This window comes from Halomonas sp. LS-001 (assembly GCF_052983955.1).
In genome coordinates this window covers 2711188-2734327 of record NZ_CM129816.1, presented here as the reverse complement: position 1 = coordinate 2734327, position 23140 = coordinate 2711188, and the positions used below count along the sequence as shown (strand labels likewise).

Below are 23140 nucleotides of genomic sequence, written 5' to 3'. Positions count from 1 at the left end.
GTATTGGCGTTGAATGGCAGACGTCGTTCAGAAAAACGTTAGCGAGGTGGCTATGACACTATACGATCAGGACTGTTACACCCATCTCGGCGAACCTTTCAACCTGCGTGCGTTGCGTGGCCAGGTGCTGCTGGTCGTTAATGTGGCAAGCAAGTGCGGTTTTACGCCTCAGCTCAAGGAACTGGAAGGGCTCTATCAGCGCTATCGTGATCGGGGCTTTACCATTCTTGGTTTTCCCTGCAACCAGTTTGGCCACCAGTCTCCGGAGAGTGCCGAGGCATTTTGCACCTTTGGTGAGCAAAGTTTTGGCGTTACGTTTCCGCTGATGGAAAAGGTCACTGTTAACGGACGCCACGTGCATCCCTTGTTCGATCATCTTAAACAGCAGGCACCGGGTGTGTTGGGAACACGCAGCATTAAGTGGAATTTCACCAAGTTCCTGGTGGCCCGCGATGGTCGAGTGATTGCCCGCTTCGGGCCGAAAGATCACGGCCCGGCGCTCAAGCAAGCGCTTGAGCAGGCACTCGATGAGCCGCTTTAAAGGATAAGTGACGGGTAATTGGCGGATTTTTTACCATAATCGCCGTATTGATATTAGTGAATGGTTGAATGAATTTACCTCATTAAAATTAGTTCGCGTAGGGCGGATTCCCGTCGTCATCCGCCATCCCGTATTTTTACCCATGGCGAATTTTTAAATGGCGGATTCACGACGCAATCCGCCATTGGTTCAAGATTGGCATCCATGCATCATCTGGCGCAATTGCCGTATTCAAATGGGTTGCATGGGGTTCGCCTGACGGCGAATTGGCGGCTTGCTCCGCGAAGCCGCCCTACAAAATCGGCGGCACAATTAACGTCCGGAGGATTAGGAAGGGAGCTGGCCGCGATGTACCATCAAGCGGTTCATGAGTTCATTCATACGGTGGCGGGTCATCATGGTGGTCAACCCCGAAAACAGCGCCCAGCGTTTGCGACGCCACCCGGTCAGGTTCAGGTTATGGCTGACCAGACGCTTCATCAGCTGGTAATCATCGAATTTGCGCCATTCGCTGGCGACGGAAAGCTGATAGCGCGCCATTACCGGCGCCAGCTCCAGACGAAACACCCATTCCAGTTCCTGCAAGCTCAGCTCGTAGCTCTCGATAACCTCGACCATCCGAGCGTAATCGCGTTCGCCAGGTTCGCGGTCCAGCCATAAAGGCGCCAACGCCAACCATAAATCGCCGCGCTCATCGACCAACTGCTGTGCGTTCATGCCACCTCCCGCGATGCCTTGATTCCGCCCGCTATCGTGCCTCGAACGTGAGGCTTTCTCAACCGTCAGACGCATGTCTCACATGTGAAATACACATGGGGGCGGACAGGGCGACGGCAGGCGGTTAGAATTGCCGACACAATAGCGCATGCGCTGATGGAAGTAATCTAACACTGGATAATAGAGGTTCGATGTGATTATTAAACCCAAGGTACGTGGTTTTATCTGCACCACCACTCATCCTGTTGGCTGCGAGCAGAACGTTCGCGAGCAGATTGAAGCCACCCGTGCCCGCGGGCTGGATAAAGCCAATGGCCCGAAGAAAGTGCTGGTTATCGGTGCTTCCAGTGGTTATGGCCTGGCCGCGCGGATCACCGCTGCGTTTGGTTATGGCGCTGATACGCTAGGCATCTTCTTCGAAAAGCCGGGCACTGAAAAACGCACGGGCACGGCAGGTTGGTATAATTCAGCCGCGTTCGACAAGCTTGCCAAGCAGGAAGGGCTCTACAGCAAATCGATCAATGGCGATGCGTTTTCCCATGAAGCACGTGACAAAGCCATCGAGTTGATCAAGCAGGATATGGGCGAGATTGATCTGGTGGTGTATTCGCTGGCATCGCCAGTGCGCAAGCTGCCCGATAGCGGTGAGGTCAAACGTTCCAGCCTCAAGCCGATTGGCGAGACATACCGTGCCACGGCCATCGATACCAATAAAGACGCCATCATCGAAGCGGAAGTTGAGCCAGCGACCCAGGAAGAAATCGATGACACCACTGCCGTGATGGGTGGAGAAGACTGGGAGCTGTGGATTGACGCGCTGGACAAGGCGGGCGTGTTGGCCAAAGGCGCGCGCAGTGTGGCGTTCAGCTATATTGGTACGGAAATCACCTGGCCGATTTACTGGCATGGCGCCCTGGGTAAAGCCAAGGAAGACCTGGATCGCGCTGCCACCGCCATTGATGCTCGTCTATCGCCGTCGGGCGGCAGCGCCAATGTGGCCGTGCTCAAATCGGTCGTCACTCAGGCCAGCGCAGCGATTCCGGTCATGCCGCTATATATCGCCATGGTCTATCGCATCATGAAAGAAAAAGGCCTGCACGAAGGAACCATTGAGCAGCTGAATCGCCTGTTCGATGAGAAGCTTTATGGTAGCGATGGCAGCACCGATGACGTCGGCCGTCTGCGTCTGGATGACTGGGAACTGCGTGATGATGTTCAACAGGCCTGTCAGGACCTGTGGCCTCTGGTCACCACCGAAAATCTCTTCGAGATTACCGATTACGCTGGCTATAAACATGAGTTTCTGAAGCTGTTTGGCTTTGAACGCGATGATGTCGATTACGATGCAGAAGTGAACCCTGTCGCGGACTTTGATGTCACTCAGTTGTAAGGGCATACCCCGACAGGCCCAATAATGTCTTGGATATGCCACTTTCGTTCATTGATTATCGCGGAGGTGCCCTATGGGTTCCCAGGAAAATCAGACCTCGAAAGGGCAAGAAGAGGACGTACTGCAACGGCGTAAGCCAGAAAATTTCGAAAAATCAGTACCTCAGCAGCAGCCGGAGGCAAAAAAGCCGGCCGGTAAACTGCCGTGGGTTTTGCTAGTGGTCATTGTCGGCGTTGTCGTTTTATTGGCAGCCTGGCTATTGGCTGGCGCTGATTAGATGATGCTGCTGGTTAATGTTCTGCCGGGCACTTGCCCGGCTTTTTTATATCCTAAGCCGCTTTTTTTTCGCACAGGTGTGTCGCCACTTGCTTATGTATCGCGAGCATGGCAATTAATAGGTAACCATGATTTTTACCACCGGTGTGGATAACCGACCATGACAACCTATGTCCCTGAATACTGTTGATCACGCCCAAGCGTTAACCCGACGGCGTGTTGCCTTTGTGCTGCTGCCTGGCTTTTCATTGCTGGCGCATGCCTGTGCCCTGGAGCCCTTGCAGATGGCCAATCAGCTCAGCGGCCAACTGCTTTATCAAACGGTGACGCTTAGCCTGAGCGATTCGCCGGTTCGCAGCAGTGCGGAACTTTCCCTGAATGCACAACATGCGTTGGGTTCACCGTTAGGGCCCTTGGATATGGTGTTTGTGTGTGCGCCTGCGCCGTTGCCTTATGGTTTGCCACCCAAGCTCAATGAATGGCTGCGTGATCAGCAAAGCCGCAAAGTCTGCCTGGGAGGGCTGGCGGGCGGGACGGAAGTGCTGGCGCGCTGTGGTTTGCTGGAAGGGTACCGGGCGACCTTGCCCTGGCAGCGTTTTGAAGCCTTTGCACAAGCCTATCCGCAGGTAGCGCTTTCCCAGCAACTGTTCGAAATCGATCGGGACCGGATTACCTGCGGCGGCGGCACCTCTGCCATGGATATGATGCTCACGCTGATCGGCGAACATCATGGGGCGCGCCTGGCCGAGCAGGTATCTGAACACTTTGTCTGCGACCGCATTCGTCTGGCCGACGAGCGCCAGCACGTGCCGTTAAAAAACCGCCTCGGCCATGCGCCGCAAAGTCTGATTGATGCAGTTACCCTGATGGAAGCCAATATTGAAGAGCCGCTTTCCACGCTGGAGCTGGCCGAGCACCTGGGGATTTCGCGGCGCCAGTTGGAGCGGCTGTTCAAGAAATATCTGCAAGCCGTGCCCAGCCGTTACTACCTGGACCTACGCCTCAATGAGGCGCGCAAACAGTTGCGTGAAAGTGATAGCCCGGTCGGCGATATTGCGCTGGGGACGGGGTTTTCTTCGGGTGCCCATTTTTCTACGGCGTACCGTAACCATTTTGGTCTAACGCCGCGAGAGGAACGCCTGATTTAAGAAAACCTGCTGAAAAGGCGTCGCTTTTGATAATTTACCGTCCCATCCCTGTAAGCAATCACACCGCCGCCCCCCGTATACTCGTTACTATACGATTCATCATGACAACGCATCGTCATTACAGATCATTGTCATTACAACGATGTCATCGACTGCTCGATGTTAACCGCTTTTCTGGAGGTATGACCCATGAGTACGACCCCGACACGTCAGGATTTTGATCACTACATGGCGCCCAACTACGCCCCTCAGCAGGTGATTCCCGTGCGCGGCGAAGGTAGCCGTCTCTGGGATCAGCAAGGGCGCGAATTTATTGATTTTGCCGGTGGTATCGCGGTCAACTCCCTGGGTCATTGCCATCCTGTATTGGTCAACGCATTGAAAGAGCAGGGGGAAACACTTTGGCATCTGTCCAACGTGTTCACCAACGAACCCGCACTGAAACTGGCCAAAGCGCTGGTTGAGCGTACCTTTGCCGATAAAGTCTACCTGTGTTCCTCCGGTGGTGAAGCCAACGAAGCCGCACTGAAGCTGGCACGTCGCTACGCCGTGGATCACTTCGGCGAAAAGAAAGACAAGATTATCTCGTTTACCCAGTCCTTCCACGGGCGCACCTTCTTCACTGTCAGCGTTGGCGGTCAGCCCAAGTATTCCCAGGGGTTCGGGCCAGTACCTGGCGGCATTCAGCATGCTACTTTCAATGATCTGGAAAGCGTACGCCAACTGGTTGGCGACGACACCTGCGCCATCATGGTCGAGCCGATGCAGGGTGAGGGCGGTATTCTTCCCGCGACCCAGGAATTCCTGCAAGGCCTGCGTGATCTGTGTGATGAAAACAATGCACTGCTGATCTTTGATGAAGTGCAGACCGGTGTTGGCCGTAGCGGTGAGCTTTACGCCTACAAGAATTACGGCGTGACGCCGGACATTCTGACCAGCGCCAAATCGCTGGGCGGCGGTTTCCCGGTCGGCGCGATGTTATCCACCGAAAGCGTGGCGAAATCCCTGGCGATTGGTACCCACGGTTCAACCTATGGTGGCAATGCTCTGGCGTCGGCTGTCGCCCTGGCAGCCGTTGAGTTTATCGATACCCCTGAAGTGTTGGACGGCGTCAAAAAACGCCACCAACTCTTCCGCGAGCACCTGGAAGCAATTAACCATAAGTACGGCGTTTTCAAGGAAATTCGCGGCATGGGCATGTTGATGGGCGCTGAGATGGCACCTGAGTACGAAGGTCGCGCCAAGGATATTCTGCCGCTTGCCATTGAAGAAGGCGTCATGGCGCTGATTGCCGGCCCTAACGTCTTGCGTATGGCGCCATCGCTGGTGATTCCCGAAGTGGATATCAAAGAAGGCATGGCACGCCTTGAACGCGCCATTGAGCGCCTGGTAGCCAAGGGCTGAGGAGAACGGGATGCTGATCATCCGACCGGTATGTTTTGGCGATCTGGACGCCCTGGTAAGCCTGGCAGAGCAGGCGACGCCGCGGTTGACCAATCTGCCCGCCAGTCGCGAACGCCTGGAAGAACGTATTGCACGCTCTGAAGCCGCGTTTCGTAGCGACGTTGAGTTTCCCGGCGACGAACATTATACCTTTGTCATCGAAAAGAAGGTCATTGAAAAGAAGGCCATTGAAAAGAAGGTCAATGAACGCAAGCCTGGGCAGAGTGATTCGACGGGTGAGGTGTTGGGCACTGCCACGATTCGTGCCCAGGCGGGCGCGGCGGAGGCCTATTACACCTACCGTCAGGAAACCCTGATTCACGCGTCCCAGCAGCTCAACGTGCGGCGTGAAGTGCAGACGCTGTCGCTTTCCCACGAAGCATCCGACGCCACCCTGTTGTGCGCCATGTCCCTCGACCCGCGCTATAAAGGCACGACGGCAGAAAGCTTGTTGCGCCGCGCCCGGCTGATGTTTATTGCCCAGTATCCCGAGCGTTTTTCCAGGATTCTGGCTGTGGCATTTCCCGGCTACCTGGATAGCAATAATACGTCGCCGTTCTGGGATAGCGTCGGGCAGCACTTTTTTGCCCGTGGCTATCAGGAAATGAATCACATTGCCGGCGTGCGTTCGAAAAGCTTCATTGCCGAGGTGATGCCGCAGTTTCCGCTTTATCTGCCGTTGCTGACGCCCCAGGCAAGGGCTGCCATTGGTCGTGAACACCCTGCTCATGAAGAGGCGTTAGCGGAAATGCTCGCAGAAGGGTTTGTGCGTTCACGCCACGTGGATATTTTCGATGCCGGGCCGATTGTGAAAGCCGATCGCGAGAGAATTGAAAGCATCCGCCATGCTGCCTGGCATCCGGTACGCATTCGCCCCGAACACACCCTGCCGGATGCGGAACCGGCGATGATCGCCAACCAGAAACTCGGTGACTTCCGCTGCCTGGTCGCCCGTTATGCGCTGTCACCTACGGGGCAGTTGATTCTCTCGCCTGAGCACGCCGATTACCTGGGCGTGGAAGAAGGGCGAGCCGTTCTGGTAGCGCCGCTGGCACTGCAAGCGGCGGTAGATGCACTCGACGAAGGAGAAATGTGATGCGCATTCGACCCATTGCCCGCAATGATCTTGATGGGCTTCAGGTGCTTGCGCAGCAGGCCGGTGTTGGGTTCACCTCGCTGCCGGACAACCGTGAGTTTCTGGCCAGCAAGATTGAATCGGCTGCCAGTGCCTTTGAAGAGCGCACGCCCAAAAATGATCGGCTGTATTTTTTCGTGCTGGAAGACGAAACCAGCGGCGAGCTGGCCGGTTGCTGTGCCATCGAAGGGGAAGTCGGCCACGATGTGCCGTTTTATCACTATCGGTTAGGCACGCTGGCGCATTCCTCGGTACAGCTGGATCTGCACCGCACCATCGACACCCTGTTCTTGAGCTCTGACCATACCGGCGATGCCGAGGTGTGCTCGCTGTTCCTGCGCCCGGAATTTCGCGGCGAAGCGCATAAACACCTGCGCAACGGGGCGTTGCTGTCCAAGGCGCGCTGGCTGTTTATCGCTCAGTTCCGCGACCAGTTTCCCGATAAAGTCCTGGCGGAGATGCGCGGCGTGTTTGACGAAAACAACCGCAGCCCCTTCTGGGAAAGCCTCGGCAAGCATTTCTTTCCGATGGACTTTGACGAGGCCGACCGCCTGACGGGTCTTGGCCAGAAGAGCTTTATCGGTGAGCTGATGCCCAAGTTTCCGATCTACACGACATTCATGTCGAAAGAAGCCCGCGACTGTATCGGTCAGGTGCACCGCCACACTCGACCGGCGTTGGAAATGCTCAAGAAGGAGGGTCTGCGCTGGGAAGGCTTTATCGATATTTTTGACGGCGGCCCGACGGTGGAAGCCTATATCGATGATGTGCGCGCCGTGCGCCATTCACGCCTTCATGAAGTGAAAGTATCGGCAACCGCTGGCGAGGAAAGCGTCAGCCGCTGGCTGGCGGCAACCACCGGGATGGTGAATTTTTCCGCCTGCTGGATTGGTCGCGCGCCACAGGATGATGTCATTACCCTCAGCGAAGACGAAGCACAGCGTCTTGGGGTCGTCTCCGGCGATACCCTGCGTTTACTCGAAACCTAGGAGACTGTATGCACGCCAAGCCCATGAATCCCCAACAACAACAGCTGATCAATGGCGCCTGGGTCACCGGCGAGGCCGCTGAGCTGAGTAAGCATGATCCGGTATCCGCACAGCCTCTTTGGCAGGGTGGCAGTGCCTCTGCCGAACAGGTGGAGGCGGCAGTCGCGGCGGCCCGTCAGGCGTTTCCCGCCTGGGCCAGAACGCCCTTTGCCGAGCGTCAGGCGCTGGTCGAGCGTTTTGCCAATGTCCTGGACGAGCGTCGTGAAGCGCTGGCCATCGCCATGGCCAGCGAAACCGGCAAACCGCTTTGGGAAACACGTACAGAAGTCGGCGCCATGATCGGCAAGGTGGCGCTTTCGCTGAAGGCGTATCATGAACGCACGGGCGAACGCGAAAAAGCGGTGGGCAGCACGAAGGCCGTGCTGCGTCATCGTCCGCACGGCGTCATGGCGGTATTCGGCCCCTACAACTTTCCGGGCCACCTGCCCAACGGCCATATGGTCCCGGCATTGCTGGCAGGCAACTGCGTGGTCTTCAAGCCAAGTGACCAGACACCACTGACGGCCGATTTGACCCTGCAATGCTGGCAGGAAGCCGGTCTGCCTGATGGGGTCATCAATCTGGTGCAGGGTGGCGTGCCGGTTGGTCAGGCGCTGGCGGCAAGCCAGGACATCGACGGCCTGCTGTTTACCGGTAGTGCCAAAGTCGGCGGCATGTTGCACCAGCAGTTTGCGGGGCAGATCGATAAGATTCTGGCGCTGGAGCTGGGCGGCAACAACCCTCTGGTGGTCAAGGACGTACCTGACCAGCGTGCTGCCGTGCTGGCCATTCTGCAGTCGGCGTTTCTATCGGGTGGCCAGCGCTGCACCTGTGCCCGGCGTTTGATGGTGCCGCAAGGTGACGCGGGGGATCGCCTGATTGATGCCTTGGCAGAAGCCATTAGCAAACTCCATGTGGCCGGGCAATTTGCGCAAGACCCAGCGCCGTTTTATGCGGGCCTGGTTAGCGTGCAAGCGGCGGATGGTCTGCTCAAGGCGCAGAATGAACTGGAAGATATGGGCGCGACGGTGATCAATCGAATGCAACGGCTGGAAGACAATACCAGCCTGTTGAGCCCCGCGCTGATTGATGTCACTGGGTTGAACGTTCCCGATGAAGAACACTTCGGCCCGCTGCTTAAAGTCTATCGTTACAGCGACTGGGATGAAGCGCTGCGCTTGGCCAACGATACCCGCTATGGCCTGTCGGCGGGCCTGATTGGTGGCGAACGCGCTGACTGGGATGATTTCCTGTTGCGTATTCGTGCCGGGATCGTTAACTGGAACCGTCAGACCACCGGCGCTTCCGGCGATGCGCCCTTTGGCGGCGTCGGTGATAGCGGTAATCATCGCCCCAGCGCCTTTTACGCGGCGGATTACTGCGCCTATCCGGTCGCTTCGATGGAAGCGGATAGCCTGGAAATGCCGGAAAATCTGCCACCCGGAGTTGACCTATGAGCCTTGTACAGGATGTTCGCGAGGTCAATTTCGATGGCCTGGTCGGGCCCACCCATAACTATTCCGGGTTGGCGCATGGCAACGTGGCGTCGATGAGCCACGGTGGGCTGGTTTCCAACCCGAAAGAGGGCGCGTTACAGGGGCTTGCCAAGATGAAGTCGCTGATGGACGCAGGCTATGCCCAGGGCATCCTGCCACCTCAGCAGCGCCCGGATGTTGGCGCACTGCGGGATCTGGGCTTCAGTGGTAGCAACAGTGAGGTGCTGGCTCGCGCTGCCCAAGAAGCCCCTCAGCTGCTGCGGGCTGTCTGCTCGGCATCCAGCATGTGGACGGCCAATGCGGGCACGGTGACGCCGAGTCTCGACGCGCCGGATAGCCGTGTGCACTTCACCCCGGCCAACCTGCAGTCGAGTTTTCATCGCTACCTGGAGCCGCAGACCACGGGTCGCGTGCTGCAGGCGATCTTTCAGGATGAACAGCATTTTGCGCATCATGCAGTGCTGCCTGCCACGCCCGCCTTTTCTGATGAAGGGGCAGCCAACCACACCCGGTTGTGCGGTGAGCACGGCGAACCGGGCGTTCATCTGTTTGTGTATGGCCGCCAGGCCTTTGGTGGCGAGCGGGAACCAACACGTTTCCCCGCTCGGCAAACCCTGGAAGCCAGCCAGGCAGTAGCTCGCCAGCACGGGCTGGTTGATGCGCAAACGGTGTTTGCCCAGCAGCATCCGGAGGCGATCGACGCAGGCGTTTTCCATAACGACGTCATTGCCGTGGGTAATGGCCCCGTTCTGCTGTATCACGAAATGGCGTTTCTGGATGAAACGCGCACGCTGGATGAGCTGCGGGCCAAAATGGCCACGCCGCTGATTCCGGTGAGGGTGCCACTGGAAGCGGTAAGCATGGAAGATGCGGTAGCCTCCTACCTGTTTAACTCCCAGCTGCTATCCAACCCGGATGGCAGTATGACACTGGTCGTGCCCAGTGAATGCCAGGAGCGTGAAGCCGTCTGGCGCACGATCCAGGACTTGATCCTGGCAGGCAATAATCCGATTGGTGAAGTGATCGTCAAGGATGTTAAGCAAAGCATGCGCAACGGCGGTGGCCCTGCCTGCCTGCGCCTGAGGGTGGCGTTATCGCAGGCAGAACGCGCCGCTCTGACCGGACGGGTATTGATGACGGACGCCTTGTACGATGACCTGACCGCCTGGGTGAATCGCCATTACCGCGACCACCTGGCAGTGGATGACCTTGCCGACCCTGAGCTTGCCACGGAAGTGCTAACCGCGCTGGACGAGCTGACGCAACTGCTGAAAATTGGTGCTGTTTATCCGTTTCAGTTGAAATAAAAGCCAGAACTTCAAAAAGCAGAATGGTCCTAAGACAGGGTTGAAAAAAGGTATTGGGTTTGCGAGCGGTAGACCTGATCCGGCTCAAGCCGGGTATTCGGAAAGGCAGGCTGATTAGGTGAGTCGGGAAAGTGCTGGGTTTCCAGCGCCAGACCATAACGGTGCTGGTAGGCTTTCCCGGCTTTTCCCACCAGAGCACCGTTAAGAAAGTTACCTGAGTAAAACTGTAATCCGGGTTCAGTGGTGCGGATCTCAAGCACGCGGCCACTAGCCGGGGCTATCAGGCGTGCAGCCATTACCAGTTTATCGGTGTGATGTTCTGGCTGCCTGATCACAAAGTTGTGATCAAAGCCTTGGCCAAGTTGTAACTGAGCATCAGGCGCCTTAATGTCTCTGCCGATGGCCTTGGCTGTTCTGAAATCAAACGGCGTATTGGCTACTGACGTTAATGTACCTGTCGGGATAAGTGCATCATCGACCGGCGTGATATAGTCCGCGGCAATCATCAACTGGTGATCAAGGATGTCGCGCTGCCCTTCGCCTTCAAGATTAAAATAGCTGTGCTGAGTCAGATTGACATGCGTGGCGGCATCACAGGTGGCGTGGTAATCCAGGGTCAGCCGGTTGTCATCATCCAGAAGATAGCGGATACATGCTATCAACTCTCCCGGGTACCCCTGGTCACCATCCGGGCTGGTCAGGGTGAGTTCCACGCCCGCTCCAGAAGCTGTCTCAACCGTTTTCGCTGACCAAAGGCGTTGGTCAAACCCCTGTTGCCCACCATGTAAGTGATTAGTCCCTTCATTGCAGCTTAACGTGTACGCTTGGCCGTTCAATGAAAACCGGCCCTGTTTGATACGGTTGGCATAGCGTCCAATCAAGGCGCCAAAATATGGGTTTTCCTGACGATAGCGTTCACTGCAATAGTCTGACAGGCTATTGAAGCCGAGCGTGATATCGCCGAATTCGCCATATTTGTCAGGGGTGCATATCGAGACAATCAATCCACCATAAGGGGATATTTTAACAGTGACGCCATTTCTGTTTTTTAACTCATAGACCTCAACTGCCTGGCCATCTTCCAGACTGCCGAAGTGGGAAACGGCAATACGATCACTGATTTTCTGATATGCCTTGGTCATAAATAAAAGCCTCCGGAAACGTCGTAAAAACGTTTTATTTCCTGAATGAAAGTCTTAAAAAGTACTGGCTAAAAAGAAAATAGCCCCATCCTTAACGACGGGGCTGTATGAGATATGCAGAATGTTATTAGCCGATGGGCTTTTCAGTCGTTGCCGTTGTAGCGGCAATACCATGACCCTCATGGAACTCACCACGGCTTAACTTTTCAACAATTGACGCATGTTCCTCTTCGGTAAATGTCATCTTCATCATGATGAAAATACGAATGAGCGCACCAAGCGCAGGCAGTAATGCAATGCAGAAGAATAAGCCAGACAAGGTTTCAGGGCTTTGTTCCGCATTGGGTACATAGTTAATGAAGGTCAGGATGATACCCGTGAGGCCACCTGCCAGAGCCACCGACAGTTTGCCGGTAAAGGTCTGTCCGGAGAAAGTGATCGCCGCGCAGCGCTTGCCCGAATAGTAGTAGGAGTATTCGACGGTATCCGCAATCATTGCGGAAATCAGCGGGTTGGTCATCATGAATATCGATGTAACAACGGCCAGCCAGATTAATACACCTGTGGTTGACTCATAGCCGGTGAGATAAAACCCGATACGGGCCACGATTTCCAGCACACACAGGGTAATAAAGATGTCCCGCTTTCTGAAACGCTTGGTGAGAACCGGTGTTGCAAGGCAGGCAATGGCCGAGCTGAAGGTGATAATACCAATAATGGACATCAGGGCTTCATTACCCATATTGTAGGTAAAAAAGTACAGATAAAGGCCATTAATAAGGTTGAAGAAAATATTCATGAAGAAAGCGGCAAGCACAAGGAACAGTGGCTTGTTCTTTCTAACCGCTCTTAACGTTTCTTTAAGCGTTACTTTTTGAATGCCGCGGGTAACAATGCGTTCTTTGGTATTGTAAAAGCCATTCCACATAAGCAGCAGGCCGGCACACATGAAGACCGCAACCGCAGGGAGGTAGCCCTGATCAGCGCGACCCTCAGAAAAGGCAGACGCCAGAAGCGGGAAGCACACCATAGTCGCACCGATGCCTGCATTAACACCCAGCATGGCAAAGGTGGCAGCTTTGGAGCGCTGCTGAGTGTCGTCGGTCATGACTGACGACATGGACCAGAAGGGCACATCGGAAATGGTGTAAAGAGTACCCCATAGAATGTAGGTAATACCGGCGTAAATAATTTTCGTGGCGGTATCACCTTCAATGGAATAGAAGGCAGCGATAGTCACCAGGGTAATCAATACCGGCGTAAATAGCATATAGGGGCGGAACTTACCGAATCTGGACTCCAGTGTGTCCATAAACCCGGCAATAAGCGGATCATTAACGGCATCCCATACCCGTGCAATCACAAAAATGGTGCTGGCGGCTAGCGGAGAAATGCCCAGTATGTCCGTATAGAAAAATAGAATGAAGGAGCCAACCAGGCCGAAACTGAAGCACTGGCCGACACCATAACCAAAGTATGAGAAAAGTTCTCTGTTAGGAATTTTACTCGTTGTCATTTTTTCTTTCCTTTTCTTCCCTGATTTTTATAAGTTTTATTAATTGTTAGCTGGTTAGCTGGTTAGCTGGTTAGCTGTTTTATGATGGCGATTTCTTCATTGTTGTAAGGTGTTCCATCTGCATGTAGCAGGTCATGAAACCATAAGTTTTTCTCCGTATTGTCTGCTTTAATGTGTGGCCAGGGGATATGTGTCTGTGTTTTTCCATTTACAAGCCCCCACTGAAAACAGCTGACATGCCTTTTTTTAAGTAAAGGTAACTGCTGTTTAATCGTGGAGCTGACATGACGAGCCATCCACTCCGTGCACATGATGGGACGCTCATGAATTTCCAAAGAGGAAACCATTTTTTCCATTTCCTCGTTCGAGGTATAGCCATGGAAGGTAATAACGTCAGATAAAGACAGTGCAAGTTGATCGGTGTCATTATCAAAATGAAACCGATATTCCGGGTTGTCATCCAATGTCTTCCAGGCAGCGACTGTCAGTGGCTGAGAAGGGTTGATCTCTCTGGCCCATTGGAAAGTTTGCTTCATCAGATCGTGGCTGAAGGACTCAGGTAAGCGTTTGAGATAATCTCTATCCTTTGCAGTGGAAAATACCATTCGATTGGTAGGTTCGTTATAGAGATCCCAGCAGATAACCCGCTCATCCTGCTGATAAGTTTCAATAATATCCTTTATGTAGTGTTCAAGCTTTGGCCACAGATCGGGCTGACACACAAAGCGGCGCCCTGGGCTTCCCAGCGCGATACTGTTATGAATACCTTCCAGTGGAGCAGGCTGCTTACCGGTTGTTGGCGGTTGATCTGAAAATTCGCAGTCATCCATTAAGGTCAGTACGACACCAATCGCGTGTTTGCGGCACAGAGTCAGAAAGGTGTCCAGACGTTGGTGCAGGGTATGCCGGTCTTCGGCCCATACCTGGTAAGACAGATTGGTGCGTAAACTGTTATAGCCGATGCTGGCTGCCCAGCCAAGCTCCTGGTCGATGATATCAGCGGCAAAGTCGTCTGCTTGCCACATCTCTATCCAGTTGCCTGCTGTGCGAGGTAGATAGTTGAAACCAACCAACCATCCGTGTTTTTCCTGCCAACGATTCGCCTGCTCTTTTGTCCATCTTTGCATATATCACCTGATGTTTTATCTGCTGGAGACAACATTTAATCCGGCTATTTTATAATTTTTAAATGTTGGATTTTTAGTGACAAATTAGTGTTTTAATAGATGACAAAAGAGGTAGTGTGGTGATCTGGTTTTCTTTTCACAGCATGCCTATAAGTTGCCTGGTCATGTTAATGAAGTGCTATAAATCAACCATTACTCTTTTGTCTAACATTTATTTTGATTTGTCTGATATTTTTAAACATTTAAAAAATTTAGCCCGTTTTTCAGCTTGGTATCCTGTCAGAATGTTCTGACTTACTACTATATCGCTGATTGACAAGGCACCGTCAGAAAGACCGAACTTAGTAATCAAACCTGTCTTAACGACTGAGTTTAAGTGCCGGCATGGCAAGGCCGGTGTTGTGTTTTAAATAATCGCTCAGGTCAATCTGGAAAAGCCCGCCATCAAAAGGCTCAGGGTCAGTCAGTCCTTCTCTTGCTGTTGTTATGTATAAGGTCTTGCGTTCAGGCCCTCCCAGCAATGGGCAGGAAACATGGCGTGCCGGGAGGCGAACGTGGGCAATTTCATCACCATCAGGGCTGAGTCGAACAACGCGCCCGGCTCCCCATAAAGCCACCCAAAGACATCCCTCATCATCCACCACAGCGCCGTCGGGCAGCCCACCGTGTTGGCTCTGCTCTGACCAGGGAACGGGGTCGATAAACTCACCCGTGGAAAGTCGTTGGGGAAAACCTTCGTCATCTAGCGCCCAGCGCATGATCCAACCGGTGGGGGTATCGGTAAAATAGGCATAACGGCCATCCGGCGAAAAACACAGGGCATTGGGGATGGTCAGCCCGTTACGCAAGCCGCTAAGCCTGCCGTGGTGTAGGCGATAAAGGGAGCCTGCGGCAGGTTCTGCATTTAACCCCATGGATGACAGCCATAGACTGCCGTGCATATCCACTCTGGCATCATTGCTGCGCGTGACAGGGTTATCGGCTTCAAATGCCATGAAATCTGACAGCTTCCCGCTTTTCGGGTCCAGCCGTGATAGCTGATTGGCAGCCACCAGCAGATAATCTCCCTCATCGGTGGGGGCGGCATAGGAGGTCTGGCGCGGGAGCGGTAAGATGACATGCCCACTACCGTCCGGTTGGCAGTCGTGCAGGCAGCAGCTGTTGATATCCAGCCAGTATAAACGCTGGCGCCCGGCGTCCCAGCCAGCGCCTTCACCTAGCTGGCACTGGCTGTCTACCAGCAGTTGCGCATGGCCAATACAAAGAGACTGAGTAGCGGATTGCGTCATGAAAGAGCCCTGTGCCAAGGAGGATAGAAAGATCAAGTCGAATAGACAGGTCAACCAGGATAGTCAGGTGTTTTAACGGCTGGCGGCTTGCCATGCAGCTACCAGGGACGCCGCATTCTGACCAACTTCAGTCGGGCTCATACCGGCGCGATATAAAGCACTACCCAGCCCGGCACCATGAATGCCCGCCTGGCACCAGTCGGAAAAATTGCTCGCATCGATTCCCCCCACCGCATAGACCTGGGTTTCCTGCGGCAGGACTGCACGCAAGGCCTGAAACCCTGTAGGCCCAAGCTGCCCGGCGGGAAACAGCTTGAGCCCGTTGGCGCCTGCCCGCAGAGCGGCAAAGGCTTCGGTAGGTGTTACCACGCCGGGGAAGCTTTGCATGCCAAGGCGTCGGCTTTCCTTGATGACATCGGTATTACAGTCGGGAGAAACAATCAGTCTGCCCCCTGCGTTATAGACGTTATTGACATCTTCCACGCTTAATACGGTACCGGCGCCCACCAGTATGTCGCTGTCGTGTTGAGCGCAGTGGTTTACTAGCGCAGCAATGCTTTTCAGCGGCGAGGGAGAGTTCAACGGCACTTCAATACGCTGGATGCCTTCAGCGATAACGGCATCAGCGATGGCGATGATTTCTTCGGGTTTGACCCCACGTAAAATGGCAATCAAGGGGAGTGACATAGTCGATTCCTGTCTGCTTGGGCCAAAAGGACGCGTTAGCGGTGAATTCAAGCCTTGTCTGGCTGATAAATATGGGTAAGACCCGCAAGCGTCATGTCGGTGTAGGTCTGCGCTTGCGGGCTGTCTGCCAGGCAGTCAAACGCCAGCTGGTAGCGTCGGCATAAATGGGCATTGCCAATCAGCACGATAGGTTCATGCTCGGGTAGTGCCAGGGCATGACCGGCGAGCTCAAGTCCAAGCAGCAGCCCTGACAGGCGTGCTCCCAGAAAAGGTTTGCGTGATTCATCCGTCGGAAGCTCAGGGTCAAGCAGGTCCTGGGCGCGTAGGGTGAAAAGTTCACGGTTAAGCTCGGCCGGTCGGGCTATGGCGGTTTTCACGCCTTGCACAAAGCAGGCCCGCTGGTCAGGGTGATCCAGGTTATCTGTCGTCAAGCTGTGTTTGAGTACCGAAGACTGGCTGAGCAGGGCAAATAGCTCGCCACTCATCACGGTAGCGAAGTGCTCAATGCGCCCGGCGTTAAGGCGTACCCATTTGGTGTGTGTGCCTGGCAGGCAGATCGTGCCGGTGAAGTCTGGTTGCTGGGCAAGTAAGCCGACTAGCTGGGTTTCTTCACCACGCATCACATCGTAATGGGGCGTCGATTGGCAAAGTCCGGGAATAATACTGACGCTCAGACGTGGATCCTGAACCTCCACTTTTACCAACTGCTGTGCCAGCTGGTCACCCAGGTGTGTCTGCGTATCATCCAGCGCCAGATAGGGGGCTTCTTTCCACCCTTGGCGGGCACCGGCCATACCACAGATGACAACCTTGATGACGGACGCTGACGGATCGCTGCACAGCCAGTCCTGAAGGATGTCCAGAAGCGCTTGCTCAAAGGTCTCGGGCCCTGCCAGGGAGAGCATGCCGCGCTGACTGTGTGCCTTGGCAATTACCTTGCCCTGAGTATCCAGACCCCAGGCACGCAGGTTGCTGGAGCCCCAGTCGACGGCCACCCAGGCTGGCTTGACAGGCATGGCTTTCACACTCGACCTCCATCAATCACCAGAGGCTGGCCGGTCATCATGCGTGATGCCGACGAGGCCAGAAACAGGCAAGGGTTGACCATATCACTGACCGGAATGGCTTCTTTCAGGCATTGTTGCTGCAGACATTCTTCGAGCGCCTCATCGCTTACCCAGAGCTGTTTTTGGCGCTCTGTCATCACCCAGCCGGGAATCAGACAGTTAACACGGATAGCATCCGGGCCAAGCTCTCGGGCAAGGCCCTTGGTCAACCCCATAATGCCAGCCTTGGCCGTGACATAGCTTGGGTAGCCAGAGAGGCCCAGAAGGTAGCTGTTGGACGACAGGTTGATAATCGATCCGGCTCCCAGCTCCCGCATGTCCGGCGCCACTGCCTGGGCGCTAAAAAACTGCGGGCGCAGGTTAATGGCCATGGCCTCATCCCACTGCTCGACTGTCCAGTCGTCCAGTGAATGGCGCGTATCACAGGCCGCATTGTTGACCAGAATACCAATCGGGCCATGCGCGTCGCGTGCCTGGGCAATGGCGGATTGCAACGCATCAATGGATTGAATATCACAGTGGATAAACAAAGGGCGGTTGGCGTATCTGGCTTCCATCTGGTCGCAGAAATCCGTTGCGTCAGCGATATCCACAAAGGCGACCCTGGCACCCTGGGCGATAAAGCCTTCGGTCAGTGCCGCTCCAATGCCAGAACCCCCGCCGGTAATAAAAACGCTCTTACCCGCCAGGTCTGGATAGAGGAATTCGGCAAAGTGAGGCGCTGGCGTCTTATGGGATAAGGTGGTCATGGTGTCGGCCTTCGTATTTTTGAAAAAGCGTTCTTGAGAAAGCGTTCTTTAGAAAGTATTAGAGAAAATAAAGATATGGTGTCAGGCAGTGCCAGAGAGCTACCACTCGGCGACCGAACCATCCTCATGCTGCCAGACCGGATTCCGCCAGCGATGGCCGGTTTTGGCGCGTTCTTCAACGTAGGCTTCATCGATTTCAACCCCCAGTCCGGGGCCTTGCGGAATGGCACAGAATCCGTCTTTGATGGCCAGAGCGGATTTATCCGTCAGGTAATCCAGAACATCGTTGTCCTGGTTATAGTGAATACCCATGCTCTGTTCCTGAATGAACGCATTGTGACAAACAGCGTCCAGCTGAAGAGAGGCTGCCAGGGTTAACGGCCCCAGTGGGCAGTGGGGCGCCAGGGCGACATCATGGGCAGAGGCCAGGGTGGCAATCTTGAGGCCTTCACTGATGCCGCCACAGTGAGACAGGTCAGGCTGAACGATATCCACCATGCCGTCCTGTAGCAGGTCGCGGAACTGGAAGCGGGTAAACAGGCGCTCCCCGGTGGCGATAGGCGTCGCAATGCCTTCCGCGATATGCTTGAGGGCCGGTAGATGCTCAGGTGCCACCGGCTCTTCAATAAACATAGGATGAAAAGGCTCAAGTTCGCGCAATAACATCTTGGCCATCGGGCGGTGCACACGGCCATGAAAATCAATCCCGATGCCGACATCCGGGCCGACGGCATCACGGACTTCGCCAACGCGGGCAACGGCTTCATCGATCTTGCGGTGTGAGTCAACAATCTGCATCTCTGGGGTGCCATTCATTTTCAGGGCAGTAAAGCCCCGGTCCACCAGGGCCTTGGCACCGATACCGACATCATGAGGCCGGTCGCCGCCTGTCCAGGCATACATGCGCATCTTTTCGCGAACAGGGCCGCCCAATAACTGATGGACAGGTACGCCCAGTTCCCTGCCTTTGAGATCCCAGAGCGCCTGGTCAATACCGGCGATCGCCGACATCAGAATAGGTCCACCGCGATAGAAACCGCCGCGGTACATGACATTCCACAGGTGTTCAATCTGCCTTGGGTCCTGCCCGATCAGATAATCACTTAACTCATGAACGGCAGCTTCTACAGTACTGGCCCGACCTTCGATGACAGGCTCTCCCCAGCCGTAATTGCCTTCGTCTGTCTCAATCTTCAGGAACAACCACCGTGGTGGTACTTGCCAGGTTTTCAGTCGAGTGATCTTCATGGGGATATATCCTTTATCAAAAGGGCAAGGCCGTGTAAGCGTGGCGACCAGCTGACTCGGGTTAGTTTGAAGGGGTATCTGATTCAGATATTGGGTTAATACGCCAACTTACCGGATTAACACCAATATCTTGAGCGGTGCGGGCAAGGACTTTTTCTGCCGCTTCACGCGCTTTAAATGGTTGACGCAGGCGAATGGCCTCAAGTAAATGGCGGTGACGCGCCATACTGTCATCCAGTGAATCTGCCTGATGGTGTGAGCGCTGTATCAGGGCAATAATGAGAGGTCGTAGAAGAACGCCCATTTGCCGCCAGACCAGATTGTGGGTCGCACGATAAATGGCTTCATGGAAAACAACATCAAAGTCGGCGTGTTCTGTGCGGCGCTGGGGATCATTTGCGGTTTTACACATACCATCAAACGCCGCTTCGATACGCGCAAGGTCTTGCGATTTGGCGGCTGATGCAGCGAGCTCACTGACAAAAGGCTCTACCGAGAGCCTGAAGGTAAAAATTTCTCTGACCAGAGAAGGGTGAGGATTATCCAGGGTGGTCAGCCACTCGCTCATCAATGGATTGAGTAAATGCCAATCGACGATATCACGCACGACAGTGCCGCGACCGGCGGTTCTCTCAATTAACCCGCACCCACTTAAAGTGGCCAACGCGTTGCGTACTTTATTGCGGCTGGCCGAAAAGTGCTGGCAAAAGTCCATCTCTCTAGGAAACGTATCCCCGCTAACCCACTGACCCGATAAAATGGCATGAGCCAGAACAGTGGCGAGAGCTTTGGCTCCGCCCTGGTCGTTAGGTGGTGGGAGTTGTGCGAGAACTTGCATGTGAGTCTCCTTAATGTTGGATATTAGGTTACTAATGTCAGACATTTTGAGCAATGCCAAAATAGCCGTATTTTTTTAGACCTTGGTCGATACAGTAAGGGGGATAAACAGCCGAGGTGCAAAGCTACCAGCGGGAACGAACGCCTAGTGCCGATCCATCGTTCGTCATTGAAATGTCCACCGTGCTTGACGAGCTGATGTAACGGCTAAAGATTGGTTCTGTAGACCCGTTTCAGTTGAGGTAAAGGTAACGGGTTAAACAACTAAAACGCCAAGGTGCTTGCCTTGGCGTTAATCATATAAAGGAGTGCCAATACATCGCTCGAAAATTAATTCTAAAGGTCGGTAATCGCAGTAATACCCAGCAATGTTGGCTTCTAACCATTCATTGCGTTCAAGTGGATGCCATGAAAGGTGGTAGCCACTGTTGATTATCAGGTGTTCAAAAAATAGCCGCTGAGCACGTCCATTCCCATCCCGGAAAGGATGAACAACATTTAAGTCAGCATATAGCTCTGCACACGCTGATATAAGGCCTGCTTTTTACGCAGTACATCGGTATCTGTGTAGCAGTAAGGATCCTGCCCTGTACCATATTTATCCATCAGCGAATTTTGTGCTTTTGATATTTCGCCAGCACATCGGCTTTGCTGGCCTTTGGCGCTTGAAAATCAACAGCGATTCCTTCCAGGACCATACTCGCTTGATAATTAGAACGGCGTACCTTCGCGTAATAGCGACGCTTTGTTTCCAGAGAAACGTTGTTCATACCGCCTCCTTAATAATTTAGTCCAGTATAGCGGAATAAGGGGGTGATTTTCATTCCAGGCTCTTTCTGAACAGGTGTTCCCGGCTTCCACTAAAAGCATTAGGGCACTTGCAGGCTAGGGGTGTGTCTATGATATTCGTGACGCTGTGTCACCAACAGACCTGAATCCAGGGAAGGGAAAAAATCATGGCGCTGACAGGCAGAATAATCTTTTGGGATGACGCAAAAGGGTATGGGTTTATCGAGACGGAGGCTGGCGGGGAGCGTGTATTTGTGCATATTTCAGCCTTTCAGGAAGAGGCTGGCCGACCTGGTCAAGGGCGCAAAGTAGTGTTTGAAGAAGGCACCGATAAACACGGCAAGCTGCGTGCTGAAAAGGCGACATTGACGGGGTTTGCTTTGCCCGGACTTGGGGCGCTGGTGCGTTATGCCAGGCGCCCTGGTGGGCGAGCCGTGGTGCTGGCGCTGGTGTTTTTGGGTGGTCTGGCGGCGCTGGTTTACTGGCAGTGGTTGCCTTTGTGGGTGCCAGTGGCTTATGGGGTGGTCAGCGTCGTGACGTTACTGATGTATTCCCGTGATAAAGCCGCTGCCCTGAAGGATAAACAGCGTACCCCAGAAAAAACGCTGCACCTTTTGGCACTACTGGGAGGCTGGCCGGGGGCGATGGTGGCGCAACAGTCACTACGCCACAAGTCACAAAAACGCAGCTTTAGGCGTGTATATTGGTTGACAGTAGTGATCAATCTGGCCGTACTGGGCAGTTGGATCGGAACGCAGTGGCCGCCATCCGGCGGTTAATGCCTATTGAGTACTGACAACTCACATCGCACAACACAAGGGGCCAGGATGAGCCAGCCACTTACCGGACACAATCGCCCGCAGCAGGTCATTGAGGCCATTCAAACGGCCAACGCCACGCTGAACAACGCAGACAGACAGGCTAAATTCGCCAAAATGGCGTTGTCACCCTATGCGTTTTTCCGTGGTTCCAACCACCTTTACTGGGATGATGTCTGGCACGACTGGCGTTTTGCCCTGTTTGGCGGTTGGCCGGAGACCCAGACCTGGCTTCAGGGCGATGCTCACGCCTACAACTTTGGCGCCTACGGGCATCATGATGACCAGGTGCGTTACGGCATGGATGATTTTGATGATGCCCTGGTGGCGGACTACCAATATGACCTGTGGCGCTTGGCCATCAGTGTGGTGCTGGATGCCCGTGAAAACCTTGAGCTGTCCGACAAGAAAACCGGCAAGGCGCTGAAGACGTTGCTCAAGGGGTACCATAAAACCCTGCGAAAGCACGATGACGGGTCAACGGTGGCAGCCGTGACGCTGGAAACCGCACGAGGGCCGCTTGAGCCTTTTCTACGTAAAGTGACTGACAAGCAAAGCCGCGCCAAAATGCTGGCTAAATGGACCGAAATCGATGAGCAGAAAGGCCGCCGTTTTGCCCAGCGGCCGGGTAAGCTTTCCAACCTGCCTGCCAATAAAGCCAGTCAGCTGACACGCCTGATTGAACAGGTGTATCAGAAAACGCTTAGGCACCCGGTGAAGGAAGAAGATGCGGATCACTTCAAGGTAAAAGATACCGCACGCCGCCTGGACGCAGGCACAGGCTCGCTGGGTCTGGAGCGTTTTTATGTGCTGATTGAAGGCGGGAAAGACCATGAGCATGACGATGTGATTCTCGACGTCAAGGAACAAATTCCGCCGGAAGCCGTTCGCCTGATGAATAGCGCTGAGAGGCTCGCCTGGCAGCGTAGCTTTATCAACGAAGGTATCCGCCACGCCGCTGCTTTCCATGCCATTGCTGAACACCCGGATCGCTATCTTGGCTGGATGGAATGGAATGACAAGGTGTTTTCCGTGCGTGAGCGTTCACCGTTTAAAAAAGATGTGCCGACCCATAAACTGTCGGGTGCTAAATCCTACCGCCAGCTCACTCGACAATGGGGGGAGATTCTGGCCCGCGAGCATCTGCGTGGGGCGCAGGCGCTGAATCAGGGGGATCACTCGCCCTTTGCTCAGGCGGTCTGCCAGCGCCTGGAAGCGCGTGAAGATACCTTCGTGCAGGTCGTGACAACACTGGCACTGGCCTATGCTGATTGCGTTACTCAGGATTATCAGGTGTTTATTGAGCATTTTCTTGCCACGACAGATCCCTGATACAGAAATTCGCAGGTGATAAGGTTAAGTAGAGTGCATGTTGTTCTATCCTTGGGGC

23 protein-coding genes are annotated in these 23140 nt (G+C 54.4%); 11 read left to right on the top strand and 12 right to left on the bottom strand.

The features are described 5' to 3' along the window. Positions 1 to 52: 52 nt before the first annotated feature. Positions 53 to 541, top strand: coding sequence for a glutathione peroxidase (locus ACU6TU_RS12375; RefSeq protein WP_447141709.1), 489 nt, complete (start codon positions 53 to 55; stop codon positions 539 to 541). 327 nt (positions 542 to 868) lie between these two features. On the opposite strand, the gene ACU6TU_RS12370 is transcribed toward ACU6TU_RS12375, so the two are convergent. Then, positions 869 to 1258, bottom strand: a complete 390-nt coding sequence (locus tag ACU6TU_RS12370; protein WP_447141708.1) for a DUF7079 family protein — start codon at positions 1256 to 1258, stop codon at positions 869 to 871. Between the two features lie 193 nt (positions 1259 to 1451). Here ACU6TU_RS12370 and fabV point away from each other — a divergent pair, with 193 nt between their 5' ends. From fabV to astB, 8 genes are all read left to right on the top strand, one after another. Continuing rightward, a complete protein-coding gene (gene fabV / locus ACU6TU_RS12365) occupies positions 1452 to 2648 on the top strand; it encodes an enoyl-ACP reductase FabV (protein WP_447141707.1) in 1197 nt (398 codons plus the stop codon). 73 nt (positions 2649 to 2721) lie between these two features. After that, complete coding sequence (locus ACU6TU_RS12360) at positions 2722 to 2925, top strand: hypothetical protein (RefSeq protein ID WP_447141706.1); 204 nt, start codon at positions 2722 to 2724, stop codon at positions 2923 to 2925. 169 nt (positions 2926 to 3094) lie between these two features. Then, complete coding sequence (locus tag ACU6TU_RS12355; protein WP_447141705.1) at positions 3095 to 4072, top strand: GlxA family transcriptional regulator; 978 nt, start codon at positions 3095 to 3097, stop codon at positions 4070 to 4072. A gap of 189 nt (positions 4073 to 4261) precedes the next feature. Continuing rightward, a complete protein-coding gene (locus tag ACU6TU_RS12350; protein ID WP_447141704.1) occupies positions 4262 to 5476 on the top strand; it encodes an aspartate aminotransferase family protein in 1215 nt (404 codons plus the stop codon). Positions 5477 to 5486: 10 nt separating this feature from the next. Then, positions 5487 to 6611 carry an arginine N-succinyltransferase gene (locus ACU6TU_RS12345; RefSeq protein WP_447141703.1) on the top strand — a complete coding sequence of 375 codons (1125 nt, stop codon included), beginning with the start codon at positions 5487 to 5489 and terminating at the stop codon, positions 6609 to 6611. Further along, positions 6611 to 7639, top strand: coding sequence for an arginine N-succinyltransferase (astA, locus tag ACU6TU_RS12340; RefSeq protein ID WP_447141702.1), 1029 nt, complete (start codon positions 6611 to 6613; stop codon positions 7637 to 7639). Before ACU6TU_RS12345 ends, astA begins: the two co-directional genes overlap by 1 nt. Positions 7640 to 7662: 23 nt before the next feature. Next, entirely contained in the window at positions 7663 to 9135 is a 1473-nt protein-coding gene (astD, locus tag ACU6TU_RS12335; RefSeq protein WP_447144247.1) for a succinylglutamate-semialdehyde dehydrogenase, read from the top strand. Continuing rightward, a complete protein-coding gene (gene astB / locus ACU6TU_RS12330) occupies positions 9132 to 10481 on the top strand; it encodes an N-succinylarginine dihydrolase (RefSeq protein WP_447141701.1) in 1350 nt (449 codons plus the stop codon). Before astD ends, astB begins: the two co-directional genes overlap by 4 nt. A gap of 29 nt (positions 10482 to 10510) precedes the next feature. On the opposite strand, the gene ACU6TU_RS12325 is transcribed toward astB, so the two are convergent. From ACU6TU_RS12325 to ACU6TU_RS12275, 11 genes are all read right to left on the bottom strand, one after another. After that, complete coding sequence (locus tag ACU6TU_RS12325) at positions 10511 to 11623, bottom strand: aldose epimerase family protein (RefSeq protein ID WP_447141700.1); 1113 nt, start codon at positions 11621 to 11623, stop codon at positions 10511 to 10513. A 127-nt stretch (positions 11624 to 11750) separates the two neighbouring features. Continuing rightward, positions 11751 to 13139: an MFS transporter gene (locus tag ACU6TU_RS12320; RefSeq protein ID WP_447141699.1), complete on the bottom strand. Its 1389-nt coding sequence runs from the start codon at positions 13137 to 13139 to the stop codon at positions 11751 to 11753. A 62-nt stretch (positions 13140 to 13201) separates the two neighbouring features. Next, positions 13202 to 14266 carry a 1,4-beta-xylanase gene (locus tag ACU6TU_RS12315; RefSeq protein ID WP_447141698.1) on the bottom strand — a complete coding sequence of 355 codons (1065 nt, stop codon included), beginning with the start codon at positions 14264 to 14266 and terminating at the stop codon, positions 13202 to 13204. A 359-nt stretch (positions 14267 to 14625) separates the two neighbouring features. Beyond that, positions 14626 to 15555 carry an SMP-30/gluconolactonase/LRE family protein gene (locus tag ACU6TU_RS12310; RefSeq protein ID WP_447141697.1) on the bottom strand — a complete coding sequence of 310 codons (930 nt, stop codon included), beginning with the start codon at positions 15553 to 15555 and terminating at the stop codon, positions 14626 to 14628. A gap of 72 nt (positions 15556 to 15627) precedes the next feature. Then, complete coding sequence (locus tag ACU6TU_RS12305) at positions 15628 to 16242, bottom strand: 2-dehydro-3-deoxy-6-phosphogalactonate aldolase (protein WP_447141696.1); 615 nt, start codon at positions 16240 to 16242, stop codon at positions 15628 to 15630. A gap of 47 nt (positions 16243 to 16289) precedes the next feature. After that, positions 16290 to 17258, bottom strand: a complete 969-nt coding sequence (locus tag ACU6TU_RS12300) for a 2-dehydro-3-deoxygalactonokinase (RefSeq protein WP_447144246.1) — start codon at positions 17256 to 17258, stop codon at positions 16290 to 16292. A gap of 5 nt (positions 17259 to 17263) precedes the next feature. After that, a complete protein-coding gene (locus ACU6TU_RS12295; RefSeq protein WP_447141695.1) occupies positions 17264 to 18058 on the bottom strand; it encodes an SDR family NAD(P)-dependent oxidoreductase in 795 nt (264 codons plus the stop codon). A gap of 99 nt (positions 18059 to 18157) precedes the next feature. Further along, on the bottom strand, positions 18158 to 19306 hold the full coding sequence (gene dgoD / locus ACU6TU_RS12290) for a galactonate dehydratase (RefSeq protein ID WP_447141694.1): 1149 nt from the start codon (positions 19304 to 19306) through the stop codon (positions 18158 to 18160). A 61-nt stretch (positions 19307 to 19367) separates the two neighbouring features. Next, positions 19368 to 20144 carry a FadR/GntR family transcriptional regulator gene (locus tag ACU6TU_RS12285; RefSeq protein WP_447141693.1) on the bottom strand — a complete coding sequence of 259 codons (777 nt, stop codon included), beginning with the start codon at positions 20142 to 20144 and terminating at the stop codon, positions 19368 to 19370. Between the two features lie 291 nt (positions 20145 to 20435). Then, the gene (locus tag ACU6TU_RS12280; RefSeq protein ID WP_447144245.1) at positions 20436 to 20675 is read right to left on the bottom strand and encodes a Fic family protein; all 240 of its coding nucleotides are present in this window, start codon (positions 20673 to 20675) and stop codon (positions 20436 to 20438) included. A 73-nt stretch (positions 20676 to 20748) separates the two neighbouring features. Continuing rightward, the gene (locus ACU6TU_RS12275) at positions 20749 to 20913 is read right to left on the bottom strand and encodes a YhfG family protein (RefSeq protein WP_447141692.1); all 165 of its coding nucleotides are present in this window, start codon (positions 20911 to 20913) and stop codon (positions 20749 to 20751) included. A gap of 186 nt (positions 20914 to 21099) precedes the next feature. Here ACU6TU_RS12275 and ACU6TU_RS12270 point away from each other — a divergent pair, with 186 nt between their 5' ends. Both ACU6TU_RS12270 and ACU6TU_RS12265 read left to right on the top strand, forming a co-directional pair. Next, entirely contained in the window at positions 21100 to 21711 is a 612-nt protein-coding gene (locus ACU6TU_RS12270; protein WP_447141691.1) for a DUF1294 domain-containing protein, read from the top strand. Positions 21712 to 21759: 48 nt separating this feature from the next. Then, positions 21760 to 23082, top strand: a complete 1323-nt coding sequence (locus tag ACU6TU_RS12265) for a DUF2252 domain-containing protein (RefSeq protein ID WP_447141690.1) — start codon at positions 21760 to 21762, stop codon at positions 23080 to 23082. Positions 23083 to 23140: the final 58 nt, after the last annotated feature.